The organism is Agrobacterium genomosp. 13 str. CFBP 6927 (assembly GCA_900012615.1).
GTDB lineage: Bacteria > Pseudomonadota > Alphaproteobacteria > Rhizobiales > Rhizobiaceae > Agrobacterium.
This window is the reverse complement of the sequence record LT009756.1, coordinates 658,848-676,686: the sequence shown is the minus strand read 5'-3', so window position 1 is coordinate 676,686 and position 17,839 is coordinate 658,848. Positions and strand designations below refer to the sequence as shown.

Here is a 17,839-nt window from a genome sequence, read left to right as displayed (position 1 = left end):
CTCAGCGTCATCCTCGGGTCAAGCCCGAGAATGACGAAGGCTGATGTTACGAGGCCTATAAAAAGCTTGAGCCGCCCGGTATTCCTCCGGGCGGCTCCATCGATTTCGGCTCGTCCAATCTATCAGCTGTAAGGCGAATAGCAGGGCTGGCGCGGGCCGTGATATGGCTGGAACGTGTTGCTATAGGCATCGTAGGACCGATAGCGGCCATAGCACCAGTTCACATGCGCCTGACTCATGCCGGCACGACGGACCGGGCGGTATTCGCGATAGACCGGACGCGGACGATATTCCGGAACCGGGCGGTAGATTTCGCGCGGCTGCGAAAGCGCACCGCCGATGATCGCACCCGTCGCAAAGGCGGCGAGCGGGAACCAGTAACCGTCATGATGACGGTAGCCCGGACGGTAATCGCGATAACCGCGGTGACCACCGTACCAGCCACGACGTCCGCCATCCCAGTCGCGACGATCGCGCCAGTACTGCACATTCACGATATTCTTGCTGGCGTCATTGCCCACCGTCTCGACACTCTTCGGTGCCGCCGGCAATGGCATTGCCGCTTCCGCCGGAACAATCGCTCCCGCAACCACGATCGCAGAAAGACCGACAGCCAAGATATTCTTCATATAGTCTCTCATCTGACTTCCTCCATTCACGACGGTCGACAGGCCGTTGGACGTGAATAATAACACCTTTTTCTTCTTACTCAGCCAGCTTGTCGGCTCTGGCCGGAACATTACTGGTTGCAGGCTAGGCGTTTTCGCCTGAACCCAGCATTAACGATGCATTCACGCTTCGGTTACCGAACCGACAGTCCGAAAGCAAAAGCCCGGATCAAAATCCGGGCTTTCGAAAACCACTATCAGCGGCTGTAAGGCGATACGCATATGCGGCGCGGACCGCTGGTCGGCTGGTAGCTGTTGTCGTAAGCGCGATACGAACGCCAGCGGTTCTGACACCAGGAAACATGGCTGCCGCCATAGGCCGGGCGCGGCGGCTGCACGGCGCCGCCGATGATCGCACCAGCTGCAAAGGCTGCAAGCGGGAACCAGTAACCGTTATGATAGCGATAGCCCGGACGGCGATCGCGATAGCCGCGGTGGCCATTGTAATATCCGTCACGCGGCGGGCGCGGGCGATACATGCGGTCCCCGTACCTTCGGTCGCCTCTGCGGTCCCATTCGCGGTACTGCACCGGTACGACATTATTGTCGGCGGCGATCGCCGGCTTCGGCATCGGTATAGGCGCCTGGAACGCCTGCGACGGCGTGAAGCTTGTGAGGAAAACGACAATCGCCGTGGCGACGCTCGTTGTCCGGAAATTCATCATGATCTTCCTCCGTTTGCTCTGGCGCGTTGAACCGCGCCTTTCACCGTTCACTCTCATCGGAGGTAAGGGTCAGTCCCCCAAGAACACCCGAAAAGAATTCGATGACGTGCAAACGAGTTTGATGAAATTTAGTTCCACGGCAAAAATCACGCCGCCCAATGAGATGGGTTCGCCCGTCAGGCTTCCACCTTCACGTCCGTCAGAGGCCGCGAGCAGCAGGCGAGAATATAACCTTCCTCGATTTCCTCATCGAGAATGCCGCCATTGTGGTTCATCTCCACCTCGCCGGAAAGCTTCAGCACCCGGCAGGTGCCGCAAATTCCCGATTCGCAGGCGGCGCCGATGCGCACACCGGCGGCGCGCGCCGTCATCAGAACGGTCTGGCCAGGCTGGCACGGCATTTCTTTTCCGGAAACGGTAAAGCCCACCATCGACAGCGCTTCGCCATCCGCATCGACAAGAACGCTTTCGCCGACGGCAACGGGAGTGGCGGGCGAAAAGCTTTCCTGATGGTAGCGCCCCATATCGAAGCCCGACGCTTCCAGCATGGAGCGGACGGCGGCCATGAAAGGCTCCGGCCCGCAGCAGAAGACGGTGCGTTCCATGAAATCATGCGCAAGCAGTGCGATCTTGGCCTTGTCGACCATGCCCTTCAGGCCGGACCACAGATCGGTGCGGCCGCATTTCTCGACAATAAAGCCGAGAGACAGGTTCGGCATGAACCGGGCGAGATATTCCAGCTCGTGACGAAAGACGATATCGCCGGGAGTCCGCGAACAATTAATGAAGGCAATATCGCTCTGCGGGGCGCGGTCGCTCATGTCGCGCACCATCGACATCATCGGCGTGACACCGGAGCCTGCCGAGATGAACAGATATTTGTCACCGGGATGTTTGACGTAGGAAAAGTCGCCGAGCGGGCCGAGCGCCCGGATCTTCATGCCGGGCTTCAGATTGTCGAACATCCAGCGGGTGCCGATGCTGTTGGCCTGCGCCTTGACCGTGACCGACAGCGCATAGGGCCGCGACGGGCTGGAGGACAATGTATATGTCCGGTAGAGTGGTTCCTTGCCCACCGGCAGTTCCAGCGTCACGAACTGGCCCGGCAAATAACGGAACCAGTTCTGATCTTCGGAGCGGAACAGGAACGTCATCACGTCAGGCGTCTCGGGCGTCACCGAGATACATTCCAGCAAGTGAAGCTTGTCACTCCACGGCTTCATCTCGTCTATGTGCTTGTAGCTCACAACCATATTCATCTTCGCATCACGCTACAGCCGAAAGCCTGGCCTTGTCGCCGGACAGCCGGTCGACCATGAAATCGGCATACCAGTTGACGAACTGCATCACGCCGCCCTCATCCTCCATGGAATAGGGGCCGGGCTCATAGGCGGGGGAACGAATGCCGAAGGCATTTTCCTCGACGATGCGGCGGTCCTGATCGTTGGTTTCGTTCCAGACGTGGGTGAGGTCTTCCAGATCGTAATCCACGCCCTCGACCGCATCCTTGTGCACCAGCCATTTGGTGGTGACCATGGTTTCGTTGGCGCTGAGCGGCAGCACCCGGAAGGAAATGGTGTGGTCACCGAGGAAGTGGTTCCATGTCGTCGGGTAGTGGAACAAGAGCAGCGCGCCGATATGGCTGATGCTGACATCGTCGGACAGCGGCCGGCGCACGGCGCGTTTGCCGGACATGGTGTAGCTTTCCGCTTCGCCGATCAGCGGCATGCGGGCGACGCGGAACTGGCCCTTGGGGTCGATCTTGAAACGGCTCGGCAGGCCGGCGGCCTCGCAGCGCGCCCAGTGGCCGCCGATTTCAGGATCGCTCGCACCACCATCCGTTCCCGTCACGCTCGGATTCTCGGGATAGGTGCGGCAGAGTTCCGGGTGGTTGGCGGCGCAATGGTAGCATTCGCGGTTGTTTTCCCAGACGAGCTTCCAGTTGCCCTTTTCGATGATGGTGCTTTCATGCGCGACCTTGGCTTCCCAGATGCGGTGCGGGGCCATGTAACTTTCGACTTCGGCGCGCATCGGCGCGAAATCCGCCGGCTGGTCGGCAAGGCAGATGAAGACGTAACCGGCAACGGTTTCGCAGGCGACCGGCTTCAGGCCGAAATCGCCCTTGTCGAACTCCTCACCCATATGGCGGGCGAACAGCAGCTTGCCGTCCAGATCGTAGGTCCATTGGTGGTAGGGACAGACGAGACGCGCGGACTGGCCCTTCTGCGTGGTGCAGACGCGGGAGCCGCGATGGCGACAGGAATTGTGGAAAGCACGGATCTGCCCGTCACGACCGCGCACGATGACGACGGAATAGGCGCCGACCTGAACGGTGAAATAGCTGCCGGACTTCGCCACCTCGCAATCATGGCCAACGAACAGCCAGTCGCGATACCAGATCGTTTCCATATCCAGCTTGAAATAATCCGGGTCCGTGTAGAAGGGCTGTTCCAGGCTGAAGCCTTCGCGGCGGTTCTTCAGCTGGCGCAATACGGTTTCACGCAATTCCATGGCCAAATCCTCGATCAAACCGCCCTGCCCGGCACCATTCACGCGGGCTGCGGAAGCATGTCCCATCTAAACACCGGCGGGTATTTGCGGCAGCGCAAACAGCGACATCGGCTTCCGCATTGGCGACAAATTGCGACATGCGCCGATAGCCCCCGCAGGCCATTCCGCTTGCGAAATCCGCGCGCTATTCGGTGGCAGAAACCGCGTCGCAATATGACGCATGATGTCGCGCGCATCCTATCCACCCTTCAGAAAACGGGGGCGGCGGCGCAACGGAGTTTTAACGCTCCCTAAACTATGTTGGCTGATCGACAGCAACGAGGGCGTTCCTGGTGGAGAAGGCGACACGCATACGTTATTTCGATGCGGGCAAACATTCGGTCACACCGATACGTTCCAATACCGCGCATTCTGACTTCCTGCGCACCGGACGCATCACCCGTTACGAAGAGCGCTGGCTGCCGAAAGAGCGCGTCTATTACAGCCACGACGAGGTCGCCGCGATAACCGGGCGCAAGCTCGAAGCTGCCGCCGACGCCACCCATAGCCGTCTCAATGGCTTTCACCACTCCATCCGCTTTCCGAAGATGGTTTTCCACCATCTGCTGGATGAGCGTCCGCATCTCGGCTATTGCCATGTCACGGCGGCCAAGACCAGTTTCGACGCGCGCCGCCATGTTTTCTGGTCCTTCTATTTCGCCAATTTCTTCGCCGAGCTGAGCGGTGCTGAAAACTTCTTCGAAAACATCGATGCACGCTATTCGCGGATGTATTTCGCCGTCGCCATAAACGCGCTCCCTAATCAGGGCATCGCGGTCGATACGTCCTTCCATCGCAGCGGCCTTCTGTTCCAGACCCATGATCCGCGTGTGGCCCTGAAGAACGTGCTGATGCTCGGCGCGCGCTCGGACGAGATGCGCAAGATCATCAAGGCAATATAAAAGCAGCGATAACGCTTCCCATAAAGGCTTGAAATACGCTATTGACCGCCCTGAAAGGCAGCATCATGGCGCGTCACATCAACATCGAAACCGAGCGGGAAACCGCCTTGCAGGCAGCCGTTACCGAGCTTGCAGACGGCCAGCCCATCGCCCTGCCGACGGAAACCGTCTATGGCCTTGCTGCCGACGCCACCGATCCGGCCGCCATCACCCGCATTTACGAGACGAAAGGCCGGCCGCAGTTCAACCCGTTGATCTGCCATATGGCCGATATCGCCATGGCCGAACGTTACGCGGTTTTTGACCCTGTCTCGCTGAAACTCGCCGAAGCTTTCTGGCCCGGACCGCTGACGCTGGTTTTGCCGCTGAAACCGGCAAGCGGCATTCATTCGCTGGCGACGGCCGGGCTCGACACGGTCGGCATTCGTGTGCCGCAGGGTTTTGCCGGTGACTTGATCCGACGGTTCGACCGGCCGCTGGCCGCGCCCAGCGCCAATAGTTCCGGCAAGATCAGCCCGACGAGCGCGGCCCATGTCGAGGCCGATCTCGGCCAAAAGATCAATCTTATTCTCGATGGCGGCGCAGCTTCGGTCGGCGTCGAATCCACCATCGTCAAGGTGGAAGAGGATGGCCGGGTGCGGCTGCTCCGTCCCGGCGGCATTGTCACCGAGGACATAGAGCGCGTTGCCGGCAAACGGCTCGAACGGCCGAAAAAAGCCTCTGCCGCCATTGAGGCGCCCGGAATGCTCGCCTCGCATTATGCGCCGGGCGCTGCCGTGCGCCTCGGTGCAACATCGGTTTCCCCCGGCGAAGCGCTGATCCGGTTCGGCGGCATCGCCATCGCCGGTGAAGAGGCGGCGCGCACCGTGCTCGATCTCAGTCCTTCCGGCGATCTTTCCGAGGCCGCCGCCAATCTGTTCGATTATCTCAAAGCCGCCGATGCAAGCGGTGCGGCTACCATCGCCATCACCGCCATTCCCACCCATGGTCTCGGAGAAGCGATCAACGACCGCCTTTCCCGCGCCGCCGCGCCGCGAGGCTGACGGCACCCAATCCTTTCGCCCATGTTTCAAAAGACAGCGAGACGCCGCCCATGACGACCACCGCCATCCCCTCCTCCGACATCCTCGACCGCTTTACCGCCATTGTCGGCGAAAAGAACGCGGTCCGCGACCCGGCGGAAATGGCGCCGCGCCTCGTGGAAAATCGCGGGCTTTATCGCGGCGCCTCGCCGTTGCTCATCAAGCCCGGTTCGGTCGAAGAGGTTGCCGCCATCCTGAAGCTTGCGAGCGAAACCGGAACCCCCATCGTGCCGCAGACCGGCAATACCGGCCTTGTGGGCGGCCAGACACCGCGTGCGGACGGCAGCGATATCATCCTGTCGCTCGAGCGCATGAACCGCATCCGCGATATCGATCCCGTCGCCAATATCATCGTGGCTGATGCCGGCTGCATTCTTGATGATATTCACAAGGCCGCCGATACGGTGGACCGCATGTTCCCGCTGTCGCTCGGCTCGCAGGGTTCGTGCCGCATCGGCGGCAATCTCGCCACCAATGCCGGCGGCACGGCGGTTCTCGCCTATGGCAATATGCGCCAGCTTTGCCTGGGGCTCGAAGTGGTGCTGCCAACAGGCGAAATCTGGAACGGGCTGCGGCGGCTGAAGAAAGACAATACGGGTTACGACCTGCGCGATCTGTTTATCGGTTCAGAAGGCACGCTCGGCATCATCACCGGTGCGGTACTGAAGCTTTTCCCGAAACCGCTCGGCCATCAGGTGGCCTTTGCGGGACTTGGCTCCACTGAGGACGCGCTGAAACTGTTCGAAATGGCCTCGAACCTTTGCGGCACGGCGCTGACCGGCTTCGAACTGATGCCGCGCATCGGCGTGGAATTCACCACGAGACATATTCCCGGCGTGCGCGATCCTCTCGAAAATCCGCATGACTGGTACGCACTCATCGATATTTCCACCTCCGATTCCGCGGAGACGGCGGATACCATGATACAATCGCTGCTGGAGCGCGGTTTTGAAGCCGGGCTGGTTCAGGATGCGGTGATCGCCGCGTCCGAGGCGCAACGGCAGGCGCTGTGGCACATGCGCGAAAGCATGTCGGACGCGCAGAAGCCCGAGGGCGGTTCGATCAAGCACGATGTTTCCGTTCCGGTTTCAAACATACCGGAATTCATGGCGACGGCGGAAAAGGCGGTTCTCGCCGCCATTCCAGGCGCCCGCATCTGCGCCTTCGGCCATCTCGGCGACGGCAACATCCATTATAATATTTCCCAGCCGGTCGGCGCCGAGAAAGCCGAATTCATTGGCCGCTGGCGGGACATGAACGAGATCGTCCACGGCATCGTGTTATCGCTCGGCGGCTCGATTTCGGCCGAGCACGGCATTGGCCAGTTGAAGCGCGATGAACTCGCCGCCATCCGGCCCGGCATCGAAATGGAACTGATGCGGCGCATCAAGCACGCTTTCGATCCCGCCGGCATCATGAACCCCGGCAAGGTGCTTTCAGCCGGCCAAGCCCATTGACGGCCTGATAGAATACGGGCGGTTATGGCCGCCCGTTTCTTCCAGGAAGGGGCCAGCTCAGGCTAGCGGGCACATTCGATCAATTTTTCAACGCCGCCCCAATTGTCGAAATGGGTTTTTCCCATCGCGGCAATTTCATTACGCCATCTTTTTGCGTCGACTGTCGGATGAGACGTCTTGCCGGGAAACACGACAGTAATGACCGGGATCGGATCCTTATTTCTCTTCTCATCGGCAATGCCTGATTTTGCTCTCAGAACACCGCCCTTGTTCACCAGAGGATTATTGCCGATGTCCTGATGGAAGCGCACGGAGGCTTCGCCGAGCTTACCGCCGTCCCCGTAAACCCCGTAAGCGAAACGTTTGGTTGCCGGGCGATAAACGACGACTATATCGCCGCCCTTCACACCATATTTCCTCACGAAGCTGCCAGACAAAACAACATAGGGAATTTCATTGGCATCGATCCAATGCCTTTGTGTTCCTGCCGGTCCATCTGGAACCGAAACGGACGTCTCCGTAATAAAAGCCTTTCCCGGCAGGGGATCGCCAGCCTTTTGAACTATCGGCCTATTATTCTCGTCTTTGGAAAAACCAAATATTCTAACCTTCGAATAATCACCGGTCGCAACGGCTTTCTTCCAGGCGTCACGGCATTTTTTCTCCCATCCATGCCGGTCGGTTTCAGGTGTTGATCCTACCGCGGTGACGCCGTCGCAGGTGTAGGATAGTCCCTCGCCGTTAACCAGATAGGAGTTCGGCGCTCCATCCGCATCGACCTTGAGTTCTGTCGTGGTGAAAACGACGCCGCCCGTTCCACATCGGGCCTGAGACAAAGCTGCTGTCGGGAATGCTAATATTGTAACAATGCAAAAGGCAGCGTGGATTTTGGAAGAATTTGACTTAAAGAATCCGCAGGACATGCAACCCTCCCCTAAAAGACATTTATAGGTTGCATTTATTCCCGTAAAAGTCGAGTCGATATTCTTTCTTCGCCATGCAGTTCAGCGGCTTGCTGACATCGCAGTCGCGTTCGGTCTTTCACTTGATTGTCTCAGGCGTGGCAGGTTAGCCCGCAGGTCGCGCCGTCCAGGCTGGAACCAGCTCCGCATTCAGGCGACGCGACTTTTGCGCCTGGATGAACTGTGTCAGGTCCATGCCGGGTTTTGCGATCGCGACAGCATGTTTCTTCGGCATCAGGTAGCCATATTCCAATGGCGGCTGACGGCGGATGATTCGGCTGAAAAACGGACGCTTGTGATAACGGGACGGGGAAAACCGGGCTGGCTCCGCGCACACCGTCACATATTCCAGTATTTCCTCGATCCAGCCGCTCTGCGGGCGTGCGCCCGGCTCCACCAGCAGGATCCATTGTCCGCGCGCGGACTGCATGACGTCTGCAATGTCCCATTGCACATAAAAACGGCAGCCAGCGGCATCGGCGACGCGCGACGATCCATCGCGCGAACCGTGATCGAGGATCACAACATCGCTTACAAGCCCTTCCACGGCCCCGGTTACGAGCGCAGACAGCGTGTGCGCCAGCTCCGGTTCCTGATCCCGGCATTCCATTATGACTGTCAACATATGCATAGCTCTAACGCATCGCACAATAAATTGCCACTCCGCTCGCCGCGAGAAAAATCCGGTATGGTTTATCGCGGCCACCAACGGCAAGCGACGCCAATTTTCATTTTTGTTCTTGTATTGTTCTCATTTCTGCGTTAGGAATTTAATCATTCGAGGAGGTGATGAAATCCTGCTCGGACGGAAACGGTTTAGGGCGTTGGGCCTGCCTTCAGGGGCGTGCCGCGACCTCGGAGCATCCAGATGAGAGACCATACTCTTTCGGGGCAGGCTGCCTTTCAGCCGCGCCATACGCCTGACATTGCCAATGCGCTGGCCGATGCATCGGGCCTGCGGATCGAGATAGACCGTCGTCGCGGCCGTGGTGCGGGACTTAATCCCGACGGGCGCTTCGAAGCCTTGCAGCGCGAGGTTTTCGACGATGGCTGGCAGACGCTGGAGGACATGCCGGAATTCCGTACCGAAGTGCAGGTGGAAAAGCCGCGCAGCATCATCACCCGCAATGAATCCCCCGATATCCCATTCGACCGTTCCATCAATCCCTATCGCGGCTGCGAACATGGCTGCATCTATTGTTTCGCCCGCCCCACGCACAGCTATATGGGGCTTTCGGCCGGGCTGGATTTCGAATCGAAGCTCTTCGCCAAGCCGGATGCGGCGAAACTCCTGGAACGGGAACTGGCCAAGCCGGGCTACAAGCCGCGGGTGATCGCCATCGGCACCAATACCGATCCCTATCAGCCGATCGAGCGCGAATGGCGCATCATGCGGCAAATACTGGAAGTGCTGGCCAAGGCCGAGCATCCCGTCGCCATCGTCACCAAATCGGCGCTGATCAAGCGGGATATCGACATTCTGGCGCCCATGGCCAGAAAGGGGCTTGCCAAGGTCGGCATTTCCGTCACCACGCTGGACCGGAAGCTCTCACGCAACATGGAGCCGCGCGCCGCCACGCCGGAGAAGCGGCTCGAAGCCGTCAAGGCGCTGACCGAGGCGGGCATTCCCGTGGCTGTCATGATGGCGCCCGTCATTCCGGCACTTAACGATCATGAGATTGAGCGTATTCTCGAGGCCGGCAAGGCCGCTGGCGCCACCGAAGCGTCCTATGTGCTCTTGCGCCTGCCGCTGGAGGTGAGCCCGCTGTTCCGTGACTGGCTGCTGCGCAACTATCCGGACCGTTATCGCCATGTCATGTCGCTGGTGCGCTCCATGCGCGACGGTAAGGATTACGATGCGGAATTTGGAAAACGCATGAAGGGTGCCGGCCCCTATGCCTGGCAGATCGGCAGGCGTTTCGAGATGGCGACCAAACGGCTCGGCCTCATCCGCCGCGGCATTCATCTGCGTGACGATCTCTTCGTCCCGCCGGGCGGAGCCGGCGTGCAATTGTCGCTGCTTTGAAAGACCGTTGCTGAAAACAGACCCCGCCTGATCGAAGCACCACATGGAGCGTGTGACGATATCAGGCAGAACATGACAAGGAGCGGCGGCCTCTTTTTGGCAGCCACACTCCCACGAAATGCCCTGCGGGTTTTCCCTGGCCCGCCGGACATCGCCCCCGGAACCGCCGCCTCGCGTGCGATCGTTTTTCCTCCGCCGCCCCGTTGGAGGATCAAAGGTCATGATGACCGTCGGGGCACGGTGAGCCACGCCCCTCGACCCCGGCTCACCGTGCCTGTCATCGCCCGCTCCGGGGGCTTGCAGGAGATCGGGTGTGTGTGCCAGTTTCGCCGCATGAAACGCACGGCCACACCCGATTCTCCTGCTCTTTTTGATCTTGCCGATACCGGCCCGGATTTTTCCTTCGAACTGGAGGCGAAAAAGAAGGGCCTGTGGCCCGTGGCCGGCACGGATGAGGCAGGCCGGGGACCTCTGGCTGGACCGGTGGTTGCGGCAGCTGTCATTCTCGATCCGGACAATATTCCCAAGGGGATGGACGATTCAAAGAAACTGACGAAGCAGAAGCGGGAAAGCCTGTTCGTGCAGATCATGGAAACCTCGATCGTATCCGTCGCCTCTTCCGGTCCCGGCCTGATCGACAGCATGAATATCCTGCGCGCCAGCCTCGACGCCATGCGCCGCGCCGTGCTCGGTCTCGAAATCTCCCCTGCCCTCGTGCTGGCCGACGGCCGCGACCGCCCGCCCGGTATTACCTGCGAAGCCAAAGCCGTCATCAAGGGCGATTCCCGCTCCCTCTCCATCGCCGCCGCCTCGATCATCGCCAAGGTGACCCGCGACCGGATGATGGAACGCGCCGGTGTGGTGCACACATCCTACGGCTTTGAAGGCCATGCCGGTTACGGCACGCCGGCCCATCTGCGCGCCATCGAAAGCCACGGGCCTTGCCCGCTGCACCGGATGAGCTTTCGGCCGCTGAAGCGGGATTGATTCGGACTGGGAATTTGAGGTCAAGCTATAACCTCCGTTATTAGATCGCTGTTCGGCGGTCCGGTTTTAAGCACCGAAGAAGAACTGGTCGTCATTCACCGCAACAACCACTTCCGGCCCATTGCCTTCGACTGGCTATGATTACCTCGACTAAGAGGTTCGGTTCTGCAAATTTCCTCTCAGGTATGAAACAGGTTTTTTTAATGGTCCCGTCTGCGGTCTATTAAATCTCTTTTGCCGCTAACAGATCTTCGATCCGCTGTCTTATGTCATCATCCGTCTCAAGTTCCTTCAGCCGCCTTAATGCAACAAGTGCTTCATGGGGCCATTGTTTTCGATCCCAACTGGATAGAGCCCGAATTGACATGTTACGGTTTCTTACCACTGGGCTTTGCAAGCCGGCAGAAATGAAGGCCCAACCTTTTCCGGGAAATTTTCCAAGATCCTGTAAAATGAAATCTAAAGCGGCATGCGCTGAGTATCCTGGGCCGAGGCCCATTTCGGTGCCCGGGCCTTTCGCAATTTCACCGAGAGGAATGCATTTCAAGCCAAGCTTGAGCACTTGATCAATACGATCTACATCGGAGCTACGCATCAGATCCCACCAATATTCCTCACCCGCTTCCGTGCGAGCATAGAAGTAAGGCCATGGATCGATGCCAAATTTCTGGCTTACCCTGCTTGCGTTCCAGAATTCTTGCCTGTCACCGACGTCCAAAGCACCGCATATCGCGGGCTTCCAATGATCTTTTGCGAGCAGGTCAGAGACACTTCTGGATACGTGGTCGACCGCGTCGGCGGACCAATCGTGCTGCAGTTTCCGTTCACCGGAATAATGCTCATCGAGCCTGTCTCGAAGCCGAGAAATGAAAGAATAGTGTGAAACGGAATCAAATCTTTCTTTTCCATGCTCCAACAGTGCACCAACGACCGCGCAACCGTGTTCGTAGTCAGAGAATCCCTCAGCCGGCCCATCGTCACCGAGTATCAGGGTATCGACGATTTCGCAGGCTGAATTGAGCAAGTCGTCATCTATTCGCGCCGCCTGAAGTGCAATGTGAAGGTCACCCGCTCTGGCACAAATACAAGCCAGATATTCATACATTACTGCGTTCTTATAGCCTTCACGAATTAGCCAACCCTTGATCTCGGGATCAACTGTACCGACAAGCCGTTCGACTGCGTGAATTCGTCCCCATCCTTCAACGGCCTCGGCCAATTTCCACAGTACTATTTCGCCGTAGCTATCGTTACCAGAGATTGCTGCTGCCGCATAAAGTGTAAACTCGTCGTGCCGACCAAGAGTCAGAAAAGTAACCGTTTCATCGCTGCCCCTTAACAGGCCCAGCAATGCCATTGAGAACTTCACTGGCTCTCTGTGAGCGGCGTGCGTCGTGAACCAATGCGCGATCTCGTACAGCCGGCCAGCGTCCAAAGCCCTTTCAAGCCGCATTTTCTCGATAAGTGGATCGATGACGCTAAGGGCCGAGCCGTCCTTGATCAGTAAATACAAGGCTCTTATGTTACTTTCTGACGCATTTTCAGTAGCTAACTTCAAGGCCGCATATAGTTCTGAGACAATCTGGCTTTCCGGTTTGGAAGCGCCATGATGGCTCATCACCCCGTCCATGACACCCGGTGCGAATGAAATTTCATTCGGATTACCAGCGGGCTCATCGGGAAGCCGATAACCCTCTTCCGACAAGCCTGTCGGTTTCTCCGGATCAATATGTGTAGCGATATGGGCATAGATAGACGCAGCGCTTCCCCAAGGTGGGTTCTTTTTGTTAGGAGGCCAGATATTTTTCTTGAAGAAGCTAAGCATGAGGAACTCTATGCAATTTCAGATTTCAGTCTGCTTACTGAAATAGCCGGAAGATTGCAATTTTTGTCACGTTCGCGAGTAGATTAATAGGCCCCACAGCTCGCTTCCTTCCGATCACGTATATCAACGGTAGCATAACAACTGTGCTCCAAGCATTTTAAGTACTAGGCAGCGACTGAAATGAGGGGTCAAAGTGGAGGTGTAACTGGATGTACGTATTGGGAGCGCAAAAGGAGCTGCCAATGATTGCCCTGGCGACGCATCCTAAACTGGCCTCTAAAGTCTAAACAAAAAAACCCCTCACGGCTCGCGCCGGAGGGGTTTTGAAACAATCCGAGATAAATCTCAGTTCAGCTTCGACTTCACGTCGCCGATCGTGGCGGTGAAAAGCTTGGCCTTTGCGGCGGCTGTCGTCTTTTCGGCAATGAGCTTCTCGGAAGCGGCAATGGCGATATCCACAGCGGCGGCGCGGACTGCGCCGATGGCGTCTTCCTCGGCCTGCTTGATCTTCTGTTCCGAAAGGGCCGTGCGGCGGGCGACGAATTCTTCCGTCTTCTGCTTGGCTTCTTCGGTGAGCGCAGCGGCCTCGCGTTCAGCGGCGGCAACGATGCCGGCGGCTTCCGCTTCGGCTTCCTTACGCTTGCGCTGATATTCGGCCAGCAGGTGCTGCGCCTCTTCACGCAGGCGCTTGGCTTCGGCCAGCTCGTCCTGGATGTTCTGCGCGCGCTCGTCCAGAGACCTGGAGAGCATGCCCGGAACCTTGAGATAGGCGATCAGGACGAAGAAAAGGACGAGACCGACGAGAGCGAAAAATGATGCATCAAATGCCATGTCAGGCTCCCTTCACGTTAGAAGCGGCAGCGATGGCGGCCTTGACGTCGGTGTCCTTGACCTTGGCGCCAACCAGCTGGTCGACGATCGCGGTCGCGGTTTCCTCGGCGATGGCGCCGACATCGGCGAAAGCCTGTTCCTTGATACCGGCAATGCGCTTTTCGGCGGTGGCGAGCTTTTCAGCAAGTCCGGCCTCGATGGCGGCGCGGTCGGCATCGGCCTTGGCCTTGGCGGCGTCACGTGCCGCGGAGCCGATCGAGCTTGCCTTGGCGCGGGCTGCCGCGAGTTCTTTTTCATAGGTTTCGACGGCAGCGTCAGCTTCGGTTTTCAACCGTGCCGCTTCGTCGAGATCCTGTGCGATGCGTCCGTGACGGTTTTCGAGAATGCCGCCGACGCGCGGAACGATGACCTTCTGCATGAGCAGGTAGAAAAGGCCGAACGTGATCGCCAGCCACAGGACCTGCGATGCATAAGTAGACTGGTCGAACGGCGGGAAAACGCCGGAAGCACCGTGTTCAGCGCCGTGCGCTACACCGGTTTCCGTGTGCGTGGCTTCCGGTTGCGGCTGGCCGACAGCCGGAGTTTCCGTATGCGTTTCACCTACGGTCGGTGCTGACTGGGCATAAGCCTCGGTCACGAACATGCTCACCTCCAGGGGGACTGCAAATGCGAAGGATCACGGCACGCCATTTGCGAGCCGTGATCCAGACCTGATGCCGTTATCAGACAGCGAACAGGAGAAGGAGAGCAACGAGCAGCGAGAAGATGCCCAGAGCTTCCGTAACGGCGAAGCCGAATACCAGACGGCCGAACTGGCTGTCGGCAGCAGAGGGGTTGCGCAGTGCGCCGGACAGGTAATCACCGAAGATACGGCCGAGTGCGAGGGACGTACCAGCCATGCCGAGGCATGCGAGACCTGCGCCGATGTACTTTGCTGCTTCCGCTTCCATGTGAGACTCCTTGAGATATTGGTTGTTGCGGCTGTTTTTGACACCCGTTTCCGGGGTCAGCGACTATACTTCTCAGTGACCACCATGCACGGCGTCGTTCAGGTACATGCAAGTGAGTACCGCGAAGACATAAGCCTGCAGGAAGGCAACGAGAAATTCGAGAGCGGTCATGGCGACCGTCATGATGAGAGGCAGCACGGCGCCGCCGATGCCGAGCGCGCCGAGCGCGCCCATGGAGGCGACGAAGCCTGCGAAAACCTTGAGCGTGATGTGGCCGGCCAGCATGTTCGCAAAGAGACGAACGGAAAGGCTGATCGGACGCGACAGGAACGAAATCATTTCAATTGACGCGACAAGCGGCAAAAGCGCCTTCGGTACGCCCGAAGGGGCGAAGATGCCGAAGAAATGCAGGCCGTGCTTGTAGAAACCGTAAACGACGACCGTACCGATGACGAGGCAGGCGAGCGCGAAGGTGACGATGATCTGGCTGGTGACCGTGAAGAAATACGGGAACATGCCGAGAAGGTTCGCCGTCAGCACGAACATGAACAGCGAAAAGACGAAGGGGAAGAATACCATGCCCTTCTTGCCGGCGCCTTCGCGCAGCATGGAGGCGATGAATTCATAGGACATTTCAGCAACGGACTGCATGCGGGTCGGGATCAGACCGCGGTTCGACGTTGCGAAATAAAGGAAACCGGACGCTGCAGCCACGGTCGCAACCATGAAAAGCGACGCATTGGTGAAGGAAAAATCGACGCCGCCAATTTCGATCGGAATGATCGGCTGCACCAAGAACTGATGGGTCGGATCGTTTGCCACCGGCTGCCCTCTTTACCTGTCGCCGCGACTGCGCGGCATCTCAACTGCAAGAAAAAACAGCTTAAACGCCGCCTTTTCCACCCTCGTCTCGTCTGTCCGCCTTTTCCAGCAGCGGCGGCTTGGCCACCGCGCCGGTCGAGCGCAACACATTCAATACGCCTGCGCAGAAACCGAGAAGAAGAAGAACAATCATCCCCCACGGCGTCGTGCCGGCAAAATAGTCCAGAAGATAACCCAGCATAGCGCCGACCACGATGGCCGAAATGAACTCCGATGAGAGCTTCACCGCCATCGCAAAACCCTTCCGGGTTTCCGCAGCGTTGGTCTCCGCCCTCACTTCCGCCTCATCCTCCGCCTTCACCTTTGCCAGCTCTTCGGCAAGGCGCTTGCGGCGCTCGTCCAGACTATCGTCACGGTTGCCAGTCATCTTAAAATCCCACCCATTTTCTCCGTTCCAGCCATGCCAGAACCCTTTGGAGTTGTAAACGGTGACGGATTAAGCCTGTTCCAGCCCGCTCTGAAGTCGCGCGCAACATAGTTTTAGGGGCTTCTCTAGTCAAGGCACTGAGGCAGCTTGTTTCAGCACAAATTAATCATTTAAAAACAATGACTTGATGCCAAATCGTCGTTTGGCGGCGATGTTTCGCGAGGGAATCGGCATTTTTGACACGCAAAATGCGACAAATTGGCGGTAGTATCAGCTCCAGCCGCCACCATAGGTACGGTAAAACACGTGCAGACCTATCCTGCCGACTTTCTTCATCGACTTACCCCAGGCGGGACGGACATAAACGGCATGATAATGGGTGGCGGAGCCCACCTCGTTTAGCCAGATCTTGCCGGCAGTCGTCGCCATGGCCACTTCGCGCGCCATTTTCCAATGGCGTTCGGAATTCACGCGGTCCTTGATATTGTCGCAGGCGAAGGAAAACTGGCAGCGGTTGCGCCAGTCCTTGTTCTGATAGACCACACCGCAGATGGTTTTCGGATAGGCGGGGTTACGCACGCGGTTGAGGATGACCTGCGCCACCGCTGCCTGGCCCTTGACCGATTCTCCGCGCGCCTCGAAATAAATGCCGGATGCCAGGCATTGCTGTTCGGCAGCGGAAAACACCTCGGCCGGCAGCGGGGTCGCCGCCCAGGCATGGTCTTCCGGGCTGATCTGCGGCACGAAACGTCCGGCCTCCGGCTTCTTAAGAATGGCGTCGAAAGGCGACTCGCGGGCAAAATCCGGTGCGGCCGGCGCGTAAGCCGTGGCGAGAATGTCCGGGGTGCGGTTGGTGACGAGTTCGGCGAGCATCGGCGAGACGCTCTTATCCACCTTCTTTTCGTCACGGCGGAAATAGAAGGAAGCGAGTTCGACATCCTTGCCGCGTTTCGGCTTGACGAAAGCCGTGCGATCCTTGCGCTTCAGCGGCTCTATATCCAGCATGCTGGTGCGCTGCAGAACGGAACCGGCGGTGAAGGCCTTCGGCGGCTGCATGATTTCGGTTGCAACGATACGGCCTTTCTTGGCGGCGCGGTTGACACGCTCGCTGTCCGGCGTTGTGGCCTCACCCTTCTTGTTGGTGACGAAGGCGACCTTGCTGCCGTTCGGCAGGGTCATGCCGCTGCCATGCAGCGCCGCCTCGCCTGCCGCATCATTAAAAGTGAGCGAGGCATTGTGCACCGAACCGGCCGGAGACGCGGTCAGCACCATGCGCCATTGCTCGCCGCCATTGTCCAGCCCGGCCAGCAGCGAAGCCAGATCGGCACGTGCAGCGAGGGAGGGAAAGACGAGCCAGGCGGCAAGGCCGAAGACGACCGGTGAGGCCCATCTGGACGTCCATGCCTGAAGGGACGCGGAGGACCGACGACGCATTACACTTTTCGAACGCAAAACCAGCACTCCGAACACCGACAACCATATTTGCTACAGGTGTTCGAGAATCTCTTATTAACCTTGATGCTTGGTTAACGGCGCGCGCGGACGCGGCTTCACGTTAATGTGTAACCATCTTCTAATGCGCGTGGCGCTTCATCGAATTCCAGCTCTGCGCACCGGCGACTCCATTCCGTCATTCCGGCCTTGAGCCGGAATCCAGCCGACGCGCGTCTGCGCGGCGACAAGGA

General features: G+C 58.5%; 18 protein-coding genes. 5 read left to right on the top strand and 13 right to left on the bottom strand.

Annotated features, from left to right (window positions below):
* Positions 1 to 122: 122 nt before the first annotated feature.
* From AGR13A_RS03325 to AGR13A_RS03310, 4 genes are all read right to left on the bottom strand, one after another.
* Positions 123 to 641, bottom strand: a complete 519-nt coding sequence (locus tag AGR13A_RS03325; RefSeq protein ID WP_035218632.1) for a BA14K family protein — start codon at positions 639 to 641, stop codon at positions 123 to 125.
* Between the two features lie 224 nt (positions 642 to 865).
* Positions 866 to 1,333 (bottom strand): BA14K family protein, encoded by a 468-nt coding sequence (locus tag AGR13A_RS03320; RefSeq protein WP_080833647.1) that lies wholly within the window; start codon positions 1,331 to 1,333, stop codon positions 866 to 868.
* Positions 1,334 to 1,509: 176 nt separating this feature from the next.
* Positions 1,510 to 2,592, bottom strand: coding sequence for a hybrid-cluster NAD(P)-dependent oxidoreductase (locus AGR13A_RS03315; protein WP_035218637.1), 1,083 nt, complete (start codon positions 2,590 to 2,592; stop codon positions 1,510 to 1,512).
* 7 nt (positions 2,593 to 2,599) lie between these two features.
* On the bottom strand, positions 2,600 to 3,844 hold the full coding sequence (locus AGR13A_RS03310) for an aromatic ring-hydroxylating oxygenase subunit alpha (protein ID WP_035219001.1): 1,245 nt from the start codon (positions 3,842 to 3,844) through the stop codon (positions 2,600 to 2,602).
* A gap of 332 nt (positions 3,845 to 4,176) precedes the next feature.
* Between AGR13A_RS03310 and AGR13A_RS03305 the strand changes: the two genes are divergently transcribed.
* The 3 genes from AGR13A_RS03305 (at position 4,177) to AGR13A_RS03295 (ending at position 7,324) form a co-directional block, all read left to right on the top strand.
* Positions 4,177 to 4,785, top strand: a complete 609-nt coding sequence (locus tag AGR13A_RS03305; protein ID WP_167377391.1) for a DUF6656 family protein — start codon at positions 4,177 to 4,179, stop codon at positions 4,783 to 4,785.
* A gap of 65 nt (positions 4,786 to 4,850) precedes the next feature.
* Positions 4,851 to 5,828: an L-threonylcarbamoyladenylate synthase gene (locus tag AGR13A_RS03300; protein ID WP_080836484.1), complete on the top strand. Its 978-nt coding sequence runs from the start codon at positions 4,851 to 4,853 to the stop codon at positions 5,826 to 5,828.
* A gap of 50 nt (positions 5,829 to 5,878) precedes the next feature.
* Positions 5,879 to 7,324, top strand: coding sequence for an FAD-binding oxidoreductase (locus tag AGR13A_RS03295; protein WP_080833643.1), 1,446 nt, complete (start codon positions 5,879 to 5,881; stop codon positions 7,322 to 7,324).
* A 62-nt stretch (positions 7,325 to 7,386) separates the two neighbouring features.
* On the opposite strand, the gene AGR13A_RS03290 is transcribed toward AGR13A_RS03295, so the two are convergent.
* Together AGR13A_RS03290 and AGR13A_RS03285 are read right to left on the bottom strand one after the other, a co-directional pair.
* Positions 7,387 to 8,247, bottom strand: a complete 861-nt coding sequence (locus AGR13A_RS03290) for a glycoside hydrolase family 75 protein (protein WP_080833642.1) — start codon at positions 8,245 to 8,247, stop codon at positions 7,387 to 7,389.
* A 145-nt stretch (positions 8,248 to 8,392) separates the two neighbouring features.
* The gene (locus AGR13A_RS03285; protein WP_080836482.1) at positions 8,393 to 8,911 is read right to left on the bottom strand and encodes a glycosyl transferase; all 519 of its coding nucleotides are present in this window, start codon (positions 8,909 to 8,911) and stop codon (positions 8,393 to 8,395) included.
* A gap of 243 nt (positions 8,912 to 9,154) precedes the next feature.
* Between AGR13A_RS03285 and AGR13A_RS03280 the strand changes: the two genes are divergently transcribed.
* Both AGR13A_RS03280 and AGR13A_RS03275 read left to right on the top strand, forming a co-directional pair.
* Positions 9,155 to 10,312: a PA0069 family radical SAM protein gene (locus AGR13A_RS03280; protein ID WP_080833640.1), complete on the top strand. Its 1,158-nt coding sequence runs from the start codon at positions 9,155 to 9,157 to the stop codon at positions 10,310 to 10,312.
* Between the two features lie 333 nt (positions 10,313 to 10,645).
* Positions 10,646 to 11,299 carry a ribonuclease HII gene (locus AGR13A_RS03275; protein ID WP_020010565.1) on the top strand — a complete coding sequence of 218 codons (654 nt, stop codon included), beginning with the start codon at positions 10,646 to 10,648 and terminating at the stop codon, positions 11,297 to 11,299.
* Between the two features lie 223 nt (positions 11,300 to 11,522).
* On the opposite strand, the gene AGR13A_RS03270 is transcribed toward AGR13A_RS03275, so the two are convergent.
* The 7 genes from AGR13A_RS03270 to AGR13A_RS03240 all read right to left on the bottom strand — a co-directional run bounded on the left by AGR13A_RS03270 (position 11,523) and on the right by AGR13A_RS03240 (position 17,588).
* Positions 11,523 to 13,124 (bottom strand): hypothetical protein, encoded by a 1,602-nt coding sequence (locus tag AGR13A_RS03270; RefSeq protein ID WP_080833638.1) that lies wholly within the window; start codon positions 13,122 to 13,124, stop codon positions 11,523 to 11,525.
* A gap of 345 nt (positions 13,125 to 13,469) precedes the next feature.
* Positions 13,470 to 13,955, bottom strand: a complete 486-nt coding sequence (locus AGR13A_RS03265) for a F0F1 ATP synthase subunit B (RefSeq protein ID WP_035218656.1) — start codon at positions 13,953 to 13,955, stop codon at positions 13,470 to 13,472.
* Position 13,956: 1 nt separating this feature from the next.
* Positions 13,957 to 14,598, bottom strand: coding sequence for a F0F1 ATP synthase subunit B (locus tag AGR13A_RS03260; RefSeq protein WP_080833636.1), 642 nt, complete (start codon positions 14,596 to 14,598; stop codon positions 13,957 to 13,959).
* 79 nt (positions 14,599 to 14,677) lie between these two features.
* A complete protein-coding gene (locus AGR13A_RS03255; protein ID WP_003494147.1) occupies positions 14,678 to 14,905 on the bottom strand; it encodes a F0F1 ATP synthase subunit C in 228 nt (75 codons plus the stop codon).
* Positions 14,906 to 14,977: 72 nt separating this feature from the next.
* Complete coding sequence (locus tag AGR13A_RS03250) at positions 14,978 to 15,727, bottom strand: F0F1 ATP synthase subunit A (RefSeq protein WP_003494138.1); 750 nt, start codon at positions 15,725 to 15,727, stop codon at positions 14,978 to 14,980.
* A 61-nt stretch (positions 15,728 to 15,788) separates the two neighbouring features.
* Positions 15,789 to 16,154 (bottom strand): AtpZ/AtpI family protein, encoded by a 366-nt coding sequence (locus tag AGR13A_RS03245; protein WP_035218662.1) that lies wholly within the window; start codon positions 16,152 to 16,154, stop codon positions 15,789 to 15,791.
* A gap of 270 nt (positions 16,155 to 16,424) precedes the next feature.
* Positions 16,425 to 17,588 carry a cell wall hydrolase gene (locus AGR13A_RS03240; RefSeq protein ID WP_167377390.1) on the bottom strand — a complete coding sequence of 388 codons (1,164 nt, stop codon included), beginning with the start codon at positions 17,586 to 17,588 and terminating at the stop codon, positions 16,425 to 16,427.
* Between the last annotated feature and the right edge of the window lie 251 nt (positions 17,589 to 17,839).

Excerpts from the sequence above, each read along its gene's own strand:
- AGR13A_RS03325 (WP_035218632.1), bottom strand. The coding sequence starts at position 641 with ATGAGAGACTATATGAAGAATATCTTGGCTGTCGGTCTTTCTGCGATC.
- AGR13A_RS03320 (WP_080833647.1), bottom strand. The coding sequence starts at position 1,333 with ATGATGAATTTCCGGACAACGAGCGTCGCCACGGCGATTGTCGTTTTC.
- AGR13A_RS03315 (WP_035218637.1), bottom strand. The coding sequence starts at position 2,592 with ATGAATATGGTTGTGAGCTACAAGCACATAGACGAGATGAAGCCGTGG.
- AGR13A_RS03310 (WP_035219001.1), bottom strand. The coding sequence starts at position 3,844 with ATGGAATTGCGTGAAACCGTATTGCGCCAGCTGAAGAACCGCCGCGAA.
- AGR13A_RS03300 (WP_080836484.1), top strand. The coding sequence starts at position 4,851 with ATGGCGCGTCACATCAACATCGAAACCGAGCGGGAAACCGCCTTGCAG.
- AGR13A_RS03295 (WP_080833643.1), top strand. The coding sequence starts at position 5,879 with ATGACGACCACCGCCATCCCCTCCTCCGACATCCTCGACCGCTTTACC.
- AGR13A_RS03290 (WP_080833642.1), bottom strand. The coding sequence starts at position 8,247 with ATGTCCTGCGGATTCTTTAAGTCAAATTCTTCCAAAATCCACGCTGCC.
- AGR13A_RS03285 (WP_080836482.1), bottom strand. The coding sequence starts at position 8,911 with ATGTTGACAGTCATAATGGAATGCCGGGATCAGGAACCGGAGCTGGCG.
- AGR13A_RS03280 (WP_080833640.1), top strand. The coding sequence starts at position 9,155 with ATGAGAGACCATACTCTTTCGGGGCAGGCTGCCTTTCAGCCGCGCCAT.
- AGR13A_RS03275 (WP_020010565.1), top strand. The coding sequence starts at position 10,646 with ATGAAACGCACGGCCACACCCGATTCTCCTGCTCTTTTTGATCTTGCC.
- AGR13A_RS03270 (WP_080833638.1), bottom strand. The coding sequence starts at position 13,124 with ATGCTTAGCTTCTTCAAGAAAAATATCTGGCCTCCTAACAAAAAGAAC.
- AGR13A_RS03265 (WP_035218656.1), bottom strand. The coding sequence starts at position 13,955 with ATGGCATTTGATGCATCATTTTTCGCTCTCGTCGGTCTCGTCCTTTTC.
- AGR13A_RS03260 (WP_080833636.1), bottom strand. The coding sequence starts at position 14,598 with ATGTTCGTGACCGAGGCTTATGCCCAGTCAGCACCGACCGTAGGTGAA.
- AGR13A_RS03255 (WP_003494147.1), bottom strand. The coding sequence starts at position 14,905 with ATGGAAGCGGAAGCAGCAAAGTACATCGGCGCAGGTCTCGCATGCCTC.
- AGR13A_RS03245 (WP_035218662.1), bottom strand. The coding sequence starts at position 16,154 with ATGACTGGCAACCGTGACGATAGTCTGGACGAGCGCCGCAAGCGCCTT.
- AGR13A_RS03240 (WP_167377390.1), bottom strand. The coding sequence starts at position 17,588 with ATGCGTCGTCGGTCCTCCGCGTCCCTTCAGGCATGGACGTCCAGATGG.